The following is a 14,432-nucleotide window of genomic DNA, read 5'->3' on the forward strand; positions in this document are numbered from 1 at the left end:
GGACGGTCCTCAAGGCGGCGGGGGCCTCGCTGGCCGTCGCGGGGCTGGGTGCCACGGCCACCGCGTGCGGCGGCGGAAGCGGTTCGAGCGACGGGACCGTGACGCTCCGTTATTCCTGGTGGGGTGCCGAGGACCGGGCCGAGCGCATCAACAAGACCATCGCGCTCTTCGAGAGGAAGCACCCGAAAATCAAGATCAAGACCGACTTCCAGCCGTACCCCGACTTCTGGAAGAAGTTCCACACGCAGGCGTCCGGCGGGAATCCGCCGGACGTGTTCCAGAACGCCATCGGATTCCTCCGCAAATACGACGCGAAGAACGTGCTGCTCGACCTCAACGGGCAGGTGAAGGCCGGCAACCTCTCCATGGAGGGCTTCCGGGCGGGCCTGGAGACGTTCGGCGAGGTCGGCGGCAAGCTCCTCGGCGTGCCCGTGGGGTCGAACTCGCTGGCCCTGGTGATCGACAAGCCCGTCTACACCCGGGCCGGCGTCACGCCGGAGCAGGGCTGGACCTGGGACGACTTCGACGAGGCGATGACGAGGATCCGCGACAGGACGGGCCGGGCCGGGGACAGCGGCATGTACGGCGTCATGTACCTCTACGACCTGTACCTGAGGCAGAACGGCAAGGCGTTCTTCACCGAGGAGGGGCTGGGCTTCACCGAGGCGGACCTGACCCGGTGGTGGACCAAGGCGGAGAAGGGGGTCAGGACCGGCCTGTTCGCCGACCCGAAGAAGGTCGCCCAGATCAAGCCCAAGTCGGCGCTCTCCGCCGAACTCGCCGGAAGCGAGTTCACCTGGGACAACTTCACCGTCCGCTACACCTCCGAGGGCAAGAGCGAGTACGGCCTCGCCCCCATCCCGACCACGGACGGCAGGAAGACCGGCCAGTACCTCGGTTCCCTGATGCTCAGCGCCTCCAGGCGCACCCGGCACCCCGAGGAGGTCGCCCGGTTCATCGACTTCATGGTGCACGATCCCGAGGTCGCCGAGATCATGGGGTACGACCGGGGCGTGCCCACCACGCAGGCCCAGTTCGACGCGTACCGGCCGACCGATCCGGTCAACAGGGCGATCGCGGCCTACGAGGAGTCCCTCGTCGAGTCGGGCGTCCTGGAGCCCATCACCCCGCACCCGAACGGCGCCGACGTCTGCGAGGCCGCGTTCCTGCGCATCGCCGAGGAACTGGGCCTGGGCAAGCGCTCCGTGGCGGACGCCGTCAAGCAGTTCTTCACCGAGTCGAAGACGGCTCTCGCCGGCTGATGGGAAGCGCCGTGACACACGCCCCCGCGACGCAGGGCCCGGTCCGGGACTCCGGGCCGCGGCACGGCCCGGTGGCCTCCCCGCACCCCGTCGCCCCGAAACGGCGGGGCCACCGGGAGAACCTGGCCGGCTACCTCTTCATGTCCCCCTGGATCGCCGGGTTCCTGCTGCTGACGGCGGGCCCGATGACCGCCTCGCTCTACTTCGCGTTCACCGACTACAACCTCTTCGACGCCCCCCGGTGGATCGGCCTGGACAACTTCTCCGAGATGTTCGCCGACCCGCGCTGGCGCCACTCGGTGCGGGTCACGCTCTGGTACGTGGTCGTGGGCACGCCGATCAAGCTCGTCGCGGCGCTTGCAGTGGCGCTGCTGCTGGCCCAGAAGCGGCGCGGACAGGCCTTCTACCGGGCCGCCTTCTACGCGCCGTCGCTGATCGGGGCGAGCGTCTCCGTCGCCATCGTGTGGAAGGCGATCTTCTCCGACGACGCGATCGTCGACCGCACGCAGAAGATCTTCGGCATCGGCGCCGGCGGCTGGACCGGTGACCCGGACCTGATCATCTACAGCCTGGTGGCGCTCACCGTCTGGCAGTTCGGCGCTCCCATGGTCATCTTCCTGGCCGGCCTGAAACAGGTGCCGCGCGAGCTGTACGAGGCGGCGGACGTCGACGGAGCGGGCAGGGTCCGGCAGTTCTGGAACATCACCCTGCCGATGATCTCGCCGGTCCTCTTCTTCAACGTGCTGCTGGAGACCATCCACTCCTTCCAGATCTTCAGCTCCGCCTACATCGTCGGCGGGGGTGCCGGAGGCAACGCCTGCGGTCCCGCGGACGGAACCATGGTCTACACCTGTTATCTGTACGTCCAGGGCTTCGAGAACAGCCGGATGGGCCTGGCCTCCGCGATGGCGTGGATGCTGCTGGTCGCGGTCGCCCTGGTCACCGCGGTGCTCTTCTGGTCCCAGAAGCGCTGGGTGCACTACGAGGAGGGCGGCCGATGAGTTCCCCCGGTCCCTCGACATCGCCCGGCCGGGGGACACCCCCGCCGGCCGCCGACGTCACACCGGCCCGGTCCACGCGTACGGGGGCCCTGCGGCGCCGTCTGCCCAGCTCGCTCGCCTGGCACATCGGGTCGCTGGCGATCCTCACGGTGATCCTCTACCCGGTGGCCTGGGTCATCGGCGGGTCCTTCAAGGACAGCGAGGACATCGTCGGCAGCCTGGACCTCTTCCCGGCGGATCCGACCACCGCCAACTACACGAGCCTCGCCGACGGCATCGCGGACATCCAGATCTCCACGTTCTTCCTCAACTCGCTCCTCCTCGCCGTCGGCTCGGTGATCGGGATCCTGGTGTCCTGCTCACTGACCGCCTACGCCTTCGCGAAGATCAGGTTCACCGGCCGCGACCTGCTCTTCACCCTGATGATCGGGACCCTGCTGCTGCCGTACCACGTGCTGCTCATCCCGCAGTACGTGCTCTTCCGCAACATGGACATGATCAACACGTACACCCCGCTCCTGCTGGGGAAGTACCTGGCCACGGAGGCGTTCTTCGTCTTCCTGATGGTGCAGTTCATGCGCAGCCTGCCCAGGGAACTCGACGAGGCGGCGCGTCTCGACGGCTGCGGGCACCCGCGCATCTACTGGTCGATCGTGCTCCCGCTGTGCCGGCCGGCCCTGATCACCAGCGCCATCTTCACCTTCATCAACGTCTGGAACGACTTCATGGGGCCGCTGATCTACCTCAACGAGCCCGGCAAGTACACCGTCTCGCTCGGTCTGAAGATGTTCGTCGACCAGGAGGGGATCGCGAACTACGGCGGCATGATCGCCATGTCCCTGGTCGCCCTGCTGCCGGTGCTGGCCTTCTTCCTGGCCTTCCAGCGCCACCTCATCGACGGCATGGCCACGTCCGGTCTGAAGGGCTGAGGTGAACCGATCATGACCGAGGCGCACGCCGGGACCCGGGCCGCACGCGGCGGGTCGCCGCGCGCCGGGAAGTTCGCCCTGTTCGCGGAGTGCCTGCTCACCGGGGTGTGGATCGCGCTGGCCTCACTGCCGCTGGTCACCTACCCCGCGGCGTTCGCGGCCGGTTCCCGCCACCTCGGGCGCCACCTCTCCCACGAGCGGGGCGGCCTGCGGGAGTTCGCGGCCGACTTCCGGTCGGCGCTGCGCGGCGGGTGGCTCGTCGGACTCGCCGGATGGGCCGCCCTCGCCGTGGTCCGGGTGGACGTGCTGGCCGTACGGGCCGGACTGCCGGGCGGTGAGCTCGTGGGCGCCGTCGGCGTGCTCGCCCTGATCGCGGCGGCCGTCGCCGGGCTGCGCGCGGCGGCCGTCTGGCGGCCCGGCGACTCCTGGCGGACGTTGCTCACGGGGGCCGCCCGCCGCACCGCGCTCGATCCCGCCGGATCCTTCCTGCTCGTCGGCGGGCTGGCCGTGGTGGTCTGCTCCGCCTGGTTCAGCGCACCGCTCGCCCTGCCCGTCCTGGGCGCGGTCGCGGCGGCGGCCGTCGCCGTGGAGGAGCGCCACCGCCACCGCTGACGGGCGAGGCCCCGCGCCGGGGCCGGCGCCACCGGGCCGGCGCCCCGGCGCCGCGCCCTTGCCTGTCATGCCCTTGACATCCCCTTGCCTCCCGCACGGAAAGGAAAGGCCATGTCCCCCATCCCCCGCAGGTCCCTCCTGAAAGCGGCCGCCGTCGCAGGCGCCGCCGCCCAGTTCAGCCGGGCCCTCGGCAGCCGCGACGCCACCGCCGCACCGGGCGCCGGGAGCTCCGGCGACGGCCCCGTGACCCTGGACTGGCTCGAGGACGGCGGCCTCGGCGCGGCACCCGGATCCACCGTCGGCGTGCCCTGGCCCAAGGGAGTCCACCGCGACGACCAGACCTTCGCCCTGACCGACGCCGACGGCAGGGCCGTACCCGTACAGTCCTGGCCGCTCGCCCACTGGCCGGACGGCTCCCTGAAGTGGACCGCGCACGCGGTGAGTTCCGGCACCGGCAAACTCACCCTGACCACCGGCACCGCCGCGGCACCGCGGAAGAAGGTCACCGTCGACCGGCGCGGCGGCACCATCGACGTCTCGACCGGCGTCATCACCGCGAGGATCGCCCAGTCCGGCGCCACCCTCGTCGAGTCCGTCACCCGCGGCTCGACGGAGATCGCCAGGAACGGCCGCCTCGTCCTGCTGCGCCAGCCCGAGTACGAGGACGGCGACCAGGCCACCGTCAGGACCGAGCGCTTCGACGGCACCGTCGACGAGGTCACCGTCGAACAGACGGGACCGGTCCGCGCCGTCGTCCGGGTCGACGGCACGCACCGCAAGGGCCGCCGCGGCCTGCTGCCCTTCTCCCTGCGCCTCTACTTCTACGCGGGCGCCGACTCCTTCCGCATGGTGCACACCGTCACCTACGACGGGAAGCAGGAACCCGGCAGGGCGGGCGGCGACTTCGTCCGCGGCCTCGGCGTCCGCTTCACCGTCCCCCTGCGCGACGAGTCCTACGACCGGCACATCCGCATCGGCGGCGAGGGCACGGGACTGCTGCGCGAGGCCGTCAAGGGCATCACCGGACTGCGCCGCGACCCGGGGGCCGCCGTGCAGGCCGCCCAGTTCGCGGGCGAGAAGCTGCCCGACCCCGCCACCTGGGACCAGCGGGTCACCACCCGCCTGCAGTACATCCCCGAGTGGGGCGACTACACCCTCTCCCAGCTCTCCGCCGACGGCTTCACCCTGCGCAAGCGCACCAGGAAGGGCTACGGCTGGATCGGCGCCGGCGGCGGACGGCGCGCCTCCGGCTTCGGCTACGTCGGCGGCGCCGGCGGCGGACTCTCCTTCGGCCTGCGCGACTTCTGGGAGAAGCACCCCGCCCAGCTCGACATCCGCGACGCCCACACCGACGCGGCCGAGGTCACCCTCTGGCTCTGGTCGCCCGAGGCGCAACCCATGGACCTGCGCTTCTACCACGACGGCATGGGCCAGGACACCTTCCCCGAACAGCTCGAGGGCCTCAACATCACCTACGAGGACTACGAACCCGGGTTCGGCACCCCCCACGGCATCGCCCGCACCTCCGAACTCCTCTTCTGGGCCAACGGATCGACCCCGAGCGCCGAGGAACTCGCCCGGCAGGTCGAGGCCGTCCGCGTCCTGCCGCAGCTCGCCGCCCCGCCCGGGCAGCTGATCGGCGCCGGGGTCTTCGGCAGGGGCCTGTTCGCCGCACCCGACCGCTCCACCCCGGCCAAGGCGAGGATCGAGGACCACCTCGACTTCCTCTTCACCTACTACAAGGACCAGGTGGAGCAGCGCCGCTGGTACGGCTTCTGGGACTACGGCGACATCATGCACACCTACGACACCGCCCGCCACCAGTGGCGCTACGACGTCGGCGGCTACGCCTGGGACAACTCCGAACTCTCGCCCGACCTCTGGCTCTGGTACGCCTACCTGCGCTCCGGCCGCGCCGACATCTTCCGCTTCGCCGAGGCGATGACCCGGCACACCGGCGAGGTCGACGTCTACCACCTGGGCAAGTGGGCCGGCCTGGGCACCCGGCACGGCGTCCAGCACTTCGCCGACAGCGCCAAGCAGCAGCGCATCGCCAACACCACCTACCGCCGCTACTACTACTTCCTCACCGCCGACGAACGCGTCGGCGACCTCATGCACGCCCACGTCGACTCCGACGAGACCTTCCTCGTCCTCGACCCCCTCCGCAAGATCCGCACCGAGCCGTACACCCCCGACCGGCACGCCCTGTCCGTCGGCTTCGGCACCGACTGGAGCGGCCTGGTCTCGGCCTGGCTCACCGAGTGGGAACGCCGGGGCCCGAAGTGGGAGAAGGCGAAGGCGCGCGTCCTGTCGACCATGGAGACCATCGCGGCCCAGCCCAACGGATTCGTCCAGGGCACCGGCCTGTACGACCTGGACACCGGGAGGTTCGCGATCGCCGAGGAACCCGTGGTCGGCGTCTCCCACCTGTCGGCCGTCTTCGGCCTGAACGAACTGTGCGCCGAACTCATCGACCTGGTCGACATGCCTGCCTTCAACGAGGCGTACTACGACTACTGCCGCTACTTCAACGCAACCAAGGCGGAGCAGGCGGCCCGTTACGGCTCGGACTTCGGCAGCCTCATCCTCTTCCAGGGCCACTCCCGCCTCGACGCCTACGCCGCCGTGCAGACCGGTGACGAGGAACTGGCCAGGAGGGCCTGGGAGAAGTTCTACGGCTCCGACGGCTACAGGGAATCGGCACCCTGGAGGACCGAGAAGGTGACCGGACCGACCGCCCTGGTCGCCGGCAGCGAGGCCACCTGGGTGTCCACCAACGACACCGCGCTCTACGGTCTCGCCGCCATCGAGAACCTCGCCCTGCTGGGGGACCGGATGCCGTAGCGAGCCGTACGGCGGGCACGGGCGGGCACACTCCTCCCATGGACCGGAACCACTACCGCTTCCGCAGCCTGTGGAGCCTGCCCGCGCCCGCCGGGCCGGTGTACCGCGCCCTGGAACGGATCGAGGGCTATCCCCGCTGGTGGCCGCAGGTCCGTGAGGTCACCCGGCTCGACGCCGGCGCCGGTACCGTCCGGATCCGCTCCGTCCTGCCCTACAGCCTGACGACGACCTTGCGGGAGACACGGCGCGACCCCTCGGCCGGAGTGCTCGAAGTGCGCCTGTCCGGGGACCTCGACGGCTGGGCCCGCTGGACCGTCACCCCCGCCGGCCCCGGCACCGCGCTCGCCCGCTACGACCAGGAGACCGACGTCCGCAGACCCCTGCTGCGCCGCCTCGCCCTGCCCGCGCGTCCCCTCTTCCACGCGAACCACACCCTGATGATGCGCTCCGGCCGGCGCGGGCTGGCCGCGCACCTCCGAGCGGTTTGAACCAAGCCCGCCCGGCCCTGTATCGTTCAGTCCGTTCCCGGGCGATTAGCTCAGTGGGAGAGCGCTTCGTTCACACCGAAGAGGTCACTGGTTCGAACCCAGTATCGCCCACCGGGAAAGCCGGTCCGCCCCAGGCGGACCGGCTTCTTCACGTCCGGGGCCGCCCGCGCGCCCGGAGGAATCCCGTGCCGTCGGCGGCGGCCACCGGGACGGGACGGGGGACCCGGGCGCCGGTGGCGGCGCGTACGGCCGCGGCAATGATTTCGACCCGCACCGGTCCGGGTCGGTACGATCGCACCCATGCGTGCGCTCAGGTATGGCGCCGCGGCCCAGCCTTCAGTCAGGAGAGACCGGTGTCAGACGTCCGTGTGATCATCCAACGCGATTCCGAGCGGGAAGAACGCGTGGTGACGACGGGCACCACGGCCGCCGAGCTCTTCGCGGGCGAGCGCTCGGTCATCGCCGCGCGTGTGTCCGGTGAGCTCAGGGACCTCGCCCACGAGGTCGCGGACGGCGACACCGTCGAGGCCGTCGAGATCTCCTCCCCGGACGGTCTCGACATCCTGCGCCACTCCACCGCGCACGTCATGGCCCAGGCCGTGCAGGAGCTGTTCCCCGAGGCCAAGCTGGGCATCGGCCCGCCGGTCAAGGACGGCTTCTACTACGACTTCGACGTCGAGAGGCCGTTCACGCCCGAGGACCTCAAGGCCGTCGAGAAGCGCATGCAGGAGATCCAGAAGCGCGGCCAGCGCTTCTCGCGCCGCGTGGTGACCGACGACGCCGCCCGCGAGGAACTCGCCGGCGAGCCGTACAAGCTCGAGCTGATCGGCCTCAAGGGCGCCGCGTCGCACGACGACGGCGCGGACGTCGAGGTCGGCGCCGGCGAGCTGACGATCTACGACAACCTCGACGCCAAGACGGGCGAGCTGTGCTGGCGGGACCTCTGCCGCGGCCCGCACCTGCCGACCACCCGGAACATCCCGGCGTTCAAGCTGATGCGCAACGCCGCCGCCTACTGGCGCGGCAGCGAGAAGAACCCGATGCTCCAGCGCATCTACGGCACCGCCTGGCCGTCCAAGGACGAGCTGAAGGCGCACCTGGAGTTCCTCGCCGAGGCCGAGAAGCGCGACCACCGCAAGCTCGGCTCCGAGCTGGACCTGTTCTCCGTTCCGGAGCAGATCGGCTCCGGCCTCGCCGTCTTCCACCCCAAGGGCGGCATCATCCGCCGGGTCATGGAGGACTACTCGCGGCGCAAGCACGAGGAGGCCGAGTACGAGTTCGTCTACACCCCGCACGCGACGAAGGGGAAGCTCTTCGAGACCTCGGGCCACCTGGACTGGTACGCCGACGGCATGTACCCGCCCATGCAGCTCGACGAGGGCGTGGACTACTACCTCAAGCCCATGAACTGCCCGATGCACAACCTGATCTTCGACGCGCGCGGCCGGTCGTACCGTGAACTGCCCTTGAGGCTCTTCGAGTTCGGCACGGTCTACCGCTACGAGAAGTCGGGCGTCGTGCACGGCCTGACCCGCGCCCGCGGCTTCACCCAGGACGACGCGCACATCTACTGCACCCGCGAGCAGATGGCGGAGGAGCTCGACAAGACGCTCACCTTCGTGCTCGGCCTGCTGCGCGACTACGGTCTGACCGACTTCTACCTGGAGCTGTCCACCAAGGACCCGGAGAAGTTCGTCGGCACCGACGAGGCGTGGGAGGAGGCCACCGAGACGCTGCGCCAGGTCGCCGAGAAGCAGGGCCTGCCCCTGGTCCCGGACCCGGGCGGCGCCGCCTTCTACGGCCCGAAGATCTCCGTCCAGACCCGCGACGCGATCGGCCGCACCTGGCAGATGTCGACCATCCAGCTCGACTTCAACCTGCCGGAGCGCTTCGACCTGGAGTACACGGCCGCGGACGGTTCCAAGGCCCGCCCGGTCATGATCCACCGCGCGCTGTTCGGCTCGATCGAGCGGTTCTTCGCGGTGATGCTGGAGCACTACGCGGGCGCCTTCCCGGCGTGGCTGGCGCCGGTGCAGGCGGTGGGCATCCCGGTGGGCGACGCCCACGTGGAGTACCTGGAGAAGTTCGCCGCGGACGCGAAGAAGCAGGGCCTGCGGGTCGAGGTGGACTCCTCCTCGGACCGCATGCAGAAGAAGATCAGGAACGCCCAGAAGCAGAAGGTGCCGTTCATGGTGATCGTCGGCGACGACGACATGAACGCGGGCACGGTGTCGTTCCGCTACCGCGACGGATCGCAGAAGAACGGCATCTCCCGTGACGAAGCGATCGCCGAGATCGTTGACGTGGTGGAGCGCCGGGCCCAGGTCTGACGTGCTCCCCGCCGACGCGGGGACGGTCCGTTCGCACCGGTCACCGGACACGCGAAGGTGCCGTTGCTCCCCGTCCGCGCGGGGATCGGCCCCCGGGAACTTCCCCCGGGGGCCTTTGCCGTCCCCCCACGGCGAAGCCATATGCTGCACGTATGACGAGTGAGCCGGAGCAGCAGATCGGAGTGGGCACGCAGGACGCGTTCCAGCGTCTGTGGACGCCCCACCGGATGGCCTACATCCAGGGCGAGAACAAGCCGAGCGGCCCGGGGGCCGACGACGGCTGTCCCTTCTGCTCCATCCCGGGCAAGTCCGACGAGGACGGGCTGATCCTCCGGCGCGGTGAACTGGTCTACGCCGTGCTCAACCTGTACCCCTACACGGGCGGTCACCTGATGACGGTGCCGTACCGCCACGTCGCCGACTACACGGACCTCACGGCGCAGGAGACGGCGGAACTCGCCGAGTTCACCAAGCAGGCGATGAGCGCCCTGCGCACCGCCTCCGGCGCACACGGCTTCAACATCGGCATGAACCAGGGCACCGTCGCGGGTGCCGGCATCGCCGCCCACCTGCACCAGCACGTCGTGCCCCGCTGGGGCGGCGACACCAACTTCCTTCCCGTGGTCGGCCACACGAAGGTGCTGCCGCAGCTGCTGGGCGACACCCGCAAGATGCTCGCGGAGGCCTGGCCCACGGCGTGACCCGCCCGCTCGGCGACGGGCGGGACGACAGCCCCGGCGACCGTCCCGCCCGCGGCCGGAGGCCTACGCGTCGTACACGTCGGCCTTCTTGGGCGCCGCCTCCTGGATGGCACCGCTCAGGCCCGCCGAGCGGGCGCCGAACTTCTCCGTGTCCACGCCGTTCTCCTTCAGCACCTTGATCGCCGCCGAGTGCACCGCCCGGAGGACCGGGGTGGCCGCGCGCAGCGCGTCGTCGGCCATGAAGCGGTGCCGCCACGGCTTGTCCGCCCAGGCGTGCCGCAGCCCGAAGGGCTCGGGCAGCGAGAGCTTGCCGCCCAGCCAGTAGAGCAGCGGCGGATACCAGGTCAGCGGCGCACGGGCGGCCAGGCGCACCACCTCGTCGGTGTCGACCAGCGGCAGCTTCACCGTCCGGGTCTCCCAGAACCTGACCGACTTCTGGACGCTCTTCTCCTTGGCCGCCGGCTTGCTCGTGAACAGGGGGTGCACCGGGCCCAGGGCGTGTCCGGTGACCTCGATGCGCAGCGTCTCGTGCAGCACCGTCACCGTGATCAGCATGGTGATGACCAGCTGGCCGTCCCACAGGGTCCACTGCACGCCCAGGTAGTGCCGGTCGCCCGCGCCGAACTGCTGGTTGTTGCAGATCTCCTGTATGGCGTGCGGCTTGATCTGGTACGCCTCGACGTCGGTGCCCTCGGGCCGGGACACCGCTCCCGCGTTCTCCCCGATCGGGGTGACGATCCAGTGCCGCACCGTCGGCTTGGGGAAGCCACCGGTGTGCAGCGGGCCGCGCTCCAGCATGCGCAGCCGGTCGTGCACGGCCTTGATGACGTCCCAGCTGCGGAACGGGTTGATCTCCCGGTCCGGGTCGGCCGGGACCAGCTCCTCGGCGAGCTGCCAGCTGCCCCAGCGCGTGCCCATGCCGAGTATCCCCTTGGGTCCGGCGTAGAACACGGAGTTGGACTGCTGCTCGGCGCTGAGCCGGGCCAGCGACTGCCGCAGTTCCTCGGCGGCCGTCTCGCCGGGGCTGCTCGGCACCGCCTCGGGCACCTTGGCCCCGACGCTGCCGCCGGAGAGGAGGCCGCTCCAGCGCTCCCGGAGGTCGTGCGCCGTGCGCTCGCAGATCCGCTTGGCCCAGAACCAGCCGATCACCGGGGCGACGACACAGGCGCGCGCGTACCAGCCCCAGAACCCGTCGAACGGCATCCGGAGCAGGAAGACCACGGCGAGGAGTCCCATCGCGACCAGCAGCGTGGTGGCGAGCACGCCGGCCCGCTTGTCCTCGCGCCCGGCGATGGTGGTGCGGATCTGGAAGACCAGCAGCCAGACCAGCAGTCCGGGCAGGAACAGCACACCGCACAGCACCATCACGGCGCTGAGCCGGTTGTCCCGCTCCCTGCGGATGCGGTGGGCCGCGAGGCTGTGCTCCACGACCACCTGCGGCTGGGTGCCGAAGGACTGGATGAGCGGAGCCCGCCCGGCGCCCAGCATCCGGTCGATGACCGCCCGGGAGAACGCCTCGCCCAGATTCGGCCGGAACAGCGCGATCCGGGGTTTGCTGACGGACGACTTGTGCCACTCGCTGTCGGCCTTGAGGATCTCGTCGGCCTCGTTGTCCCGGTAGGCGGCCGAGGCCAGCGCGAACGTCGGGGTCTGCCCGTCGTCACCGGTGCTCGGCACCTGTGGACCGAAGAACTCCGCGTAACCGCCCTCAACGGCCATTCCCGCCCCCGATCGCCGCGACTGTCGTCTTGCGGCCTTCCCGACTTCCTTGCTCCGCACACCTGTTGAACTGGACCTCAGGGTATCCGCAGCCGACCGCGTCCGCCGGTGGACGGCCGAAAGCCGCCCACCGGCGCGAAGTGAGGCTCCTCGGAGGGCGTTCCGTCTCCTCCGGGCGCGTGCGCGGGCGCATGGGGGCGCATGCCGGTGCGCGGTGGTGTGCGGTGGTGCCCGGGCCGTGCCGGTGAGGAGGAGGCGTGTGCCCCGCCCGCCGTCAGGCGCTGAGTGCCTCCTCCCGGACCCGTTCGGCGACCTGCGCCGGCATCGGCTCGTGCCGCACGTACCGGCGGCTGAAGCGCGCGGTGCCGTGCGAGAGGGCCCGCAGATCGACGCTGTACCGGCCGATCTCGATCTCCGGGACCTCGGCCCTGACCAGGGTGCGGCCGCCCGCCGACTGCTCGGTGCCGAGCACCCGGCCGCGCCGGCCGGACAGATCGCTCATCACCGGGCCCACGTAGTCGTCCCCGACCAGCACGCTCACCTCGGCCACCGGCTCCAGGAGGTTGATCCGCGCGTCCGCGGCCGCCTCCCTCAGCGCCAGCGCGCCGGCCGTCTGGAAGGCCGCGTCGGAGGAGTCCACCGAGTGCGCCTTGCCGTCCCTCAGCGTCACCCGCACGTCGATCAGCGGATGGCCCGCCGCGACTCCCTTGGCGGCCTGGGCCCGTACGCCCTTCTCGACGGACGGGATGAACTGCCGCGGCACCGCGCCGCCGACGACCCGGTCCACGAACTCGATGCCCGAACCGCCCGGCAGCGGCTCCACGTCGATCTCGCAGATGGCGAACTGCCCGTGCCCGCCGGACTGCTTGACGTGCCGGCCGCGGCCGGAAGCCCTGCCGGCGAACGTCTCGCGCAGGGGCACCCGGTGGGCCACGACGTCCACCTGGACGCCGTACCGGCTGCGCAGGCGCTCCAGGGCCACGTCCGCGTGGGCCTCGCCCAGACACCACAGGACCACCTGGTGGGTGTCCTGGTTGTGCTCCAGGCGCATGGTGGGGTCCTCCGCGACGAGGCGGGCCAGTCCCTGCGAGAGCTTGTCCTCGTCCGGTTTGCTGTGCGCCTGGATGGCCAGGGGCAACAGCGGGTCGGGCATCTCCCAGGGTTCCACCAGCAGGGGGTCGTCCTTGGCGGACAGGGTGTCCCCGGTCTCCGCCCGGCCCAGCTTCGCCACGCACGCGAGATCGCCCGCGATGACGTGGGAGACCGGGCGCTGCTGCTTGCCGAACGGTGTGGACAGGGCGCCGATCCGTTCGTCGACGTCGTGGTCCTCGTGGCCCCGGTCGGCCAGCCCGTGCCCCGAGACGTGCACCGTCTGGTCGGCGCGCAGGGTGCCGGAGAACAGCCGGACCAGCGAGAGCCGGCCGACGTACGGGTCGGACGACGTCTTGACGACCTCCGCGACCAGCGGGGCGCCGGGGTCGCACGGGCCCAGCTCGCGCGGCGCGCCGTCGACGGTGGTCACCCGCGGTGCGTCGTGTTCCGGCGGGGACGGGAAGCCGGCGGTGACCAGCCCCAGGAGCTCGACCGTGCCGAGGCCCTGGCGGGCGCCCTCGGCGGCGGGGGCGGCGGCCAGGACGGGGAAGAACGCACCCCGTGCGACGGCCTTCTCCAGATCCCCGACCAGGGTCTCGACGTCGCACTGCTCACCGCCGAGGTAGCGCTCCATGAGGGTCTCGTCCTCGCTCTCCGCGATGATCCCCTCGATCAGCCGGTTGCGGGCCTCCTCGATCAGCGGCAGCCGGTCCGGGTCGGGCTCGTGCTCCTCGCGCTCCCCGGAGGAGTAGTCGAACAGCTTCTGGGTCAGCAGCCCGATCAGACCCGTCACGGGCGCGTGCCCGTCGGGCCCCTCCGGACCGTGCAGCGGCAGGTACAGCGGCAGGACGGCGTCGGGGTCGTCCCCGCCGAACGCCCGGGCGCACACGCGCGTCATCTCGGTGAAGTCCGCGCGCGCCGCCTCCAGGTGCGTGACGACGATGGCCCGCGGCATGCCGACGGCCGCGCACTCGTCCCACACCATGCGGGTGGAGCCGTCCACCCCGTCGGAGGCCGACACGACGAAGAGGGCCGCGTCCGCCGCTCGCAGACCGGCCCTGAGTTCACCGACGAAGTCGGCGTATCCGGGGGTGTCCAACAGATTGATCTTGATGCCGTCCCATTCGACGGGCACCAGGGAGAGCTGTACCGAGCGCTGCTGCCGGTGCTCGATGTCGTCGTAGTCGGAGACGGTGCCGCCGTCCTCCACCCGGCCCGCCCGGTTCACGGCTCCCGCGGTCAGCGCGAGGGCCTCCACCAGGGTCGTCTTGCCCGATCCGGAGGGGCCGACCAGCACCACGTTCCGCACGGCCGCGGGGTGGTCGGCCGCCCGCGCCCTTCCGGCGGCTCCGGGGTGTGTGTGCGCCTTGTCGCCCATGGTCCTGCCTCCCGTGCACGGTGAGGTCACTGGGGACGCGGACCCGCGGAGTGCTCCCCGGGCCCGGCCCGGG

10 protein-coding genes and 1 tRNA gene are annotated in these 14,432 nt (G+C 71.0%); 9 read left to right on the forward strand and 2 right to left on the reverse strand.

Features of this window, described 5'->3' with window-relative positions; translation table 11 throughout:
* The 9 genes from AOK18_RS06250 to AOK18_RS06290 form a co-directional block, all read left to right on the forward strand.
* Positions 1 to 1,262, forward strand: a 1,262-nt coding sequence (locus AOK18_RS06250) for an ABC transporter substrate-binding protein (protein ID WP_055693649.1), incomplete at its 5' end; no start/stop codon positions are given.
* A complete protein-coding gene (locus AOK18_RS06255; protein WP_055693650.1) occupies positions 1,262 to 2,263 on the forward strand; it encodes a carbohydrate ABC transporter permease in 1,002 nt (333 codons plus the stop codon). The genes AOK18_RS06250 and AOK18_RS06255, both read left to right, overlap by 1 nt.
* Positions 2,260 to 3,192, forward strand: a complete 933-nt coding sequence (locus tag AOK18_RS06260; protein WP_055693651.1) for a carbohydrate ABC transporter permease — start codon at positions 2,260 to 2,262, stop codon at positions 3,190 to 3,192. The genes AOK18_RS06255 and AOK18_RS06260 overlap by 4 nt, the downstream gene beginning before the upstream one ends.
* A 12-nt stretch (positions 3,193 to 3,204) precedes the next feature.
* On the forward strand, positions 3,205 to 3,804 hold the full coding sequence (locus tag AOK18_RS06265; protein WP_055693652.1) for a hypothetical protein: 600 nt from the start codon (positions 3,205 to 3,207) through the stop codon (positions 3,802 to 3,804).
* A gap of 111 nt (positions 3,805 to 3,915) precedes the next feature.
* A complete protein-coding gene (locus AOK18_RS06270; RefSeq protein ID WP_055693653.1) occupies positions 3,916 to 6,651 on the forward strand; it encodes an exo-rhamnogalacturonan lyase family protein in 2,736 nt (911 codons plus the stop codon).
* Between the two features lie 38 nt (positions 6,652 to 6,689).
* Positions 6,690 to 7,139: an SRPBCC family protein gene (locus AOK18_RS06275; RefSeq protein WP_055571411.1), complete on the forward strand. Its 450-nt coding sequence runs from the start codon at positions 6,690 to 6,692 to the stop codon at positions 7,137 to 7,139.
* Between the two features lie 39 nt (positions 7,140 to 7,178).
* A tRNA-Val gene (locus AOK18_RS06280) sits at positions 7,179 to 7,250 on the forward strand.
* Between the two features lie 242 nt (positions 7,251 to 7,492).
* A complete protein-coding gene (gene thrS / locus AOK18_RS06285) occupies positions 7,493 to 9,469 on the forward strand; it encodes a threonine--tRNA ligase (protein ID WP_055571412.1) in 1,977 nt (658 codons plus the stop codon).
* Between the two features lie 152 nt (positions 9,470 to 9,621).
* The gene (locus AOK18_RS06290; protein ID WP_055571413.1) at positions 9,622 to 10,170 is read left to right on the forward strand and encodes an HIT family protein; all 549 of its coding nucleotides are present in this window, start codon (positions 9,622 to 9,624) and stop codon (positions 10,168 to 10,170) included.
* A 63-nt stretch (positions 10,171 to 10,233) separates the two neighbouring features.
* Here the strand turns inward: AOK18_RS06290 and AOK18_RS06295 are convergent, their stop codons facing one another.
* Positions 10,234 to 11,889 carry a hypothetical protein gene (locus AOK18_RS06295; protein WP_055693654.1) on the reverse strand — a complete coding sequence of 552 codons (1,656 nt, stop codon included), beginning with the start codon at positions 11,887 to 11,889 and terminating at the stop codon, positions 10,234 to 10,236.
* 274 nt (positions 11,890 to 12,163) lie between these two features.
* Positions 12,164 to 14,359 carry an elongation factor G-like protein EF-G2 gene (locus AOK18_RS06300; RefSeq protein WP_055693655.1) on the reverse strand — a complete coding sequence of 732 codons (2,196 nt, stop codon included), beginning with the start codon at positions 14,357 to 14,359 and terminating at the stop codon, positions 12,164 to 12,166.
* Positions 14,360 to 14,432: the final 73 nt, after the last annotated feature.

This window comes from Streptomyces prasinopilosus (assembly GCF_001419695.1).
GTDB lineage: Bacteria > Actinomycetota > Actinomycetes > Streptomycetales > Streptomycetaceae > Streptomyces > Streptomyces prasinopilosus.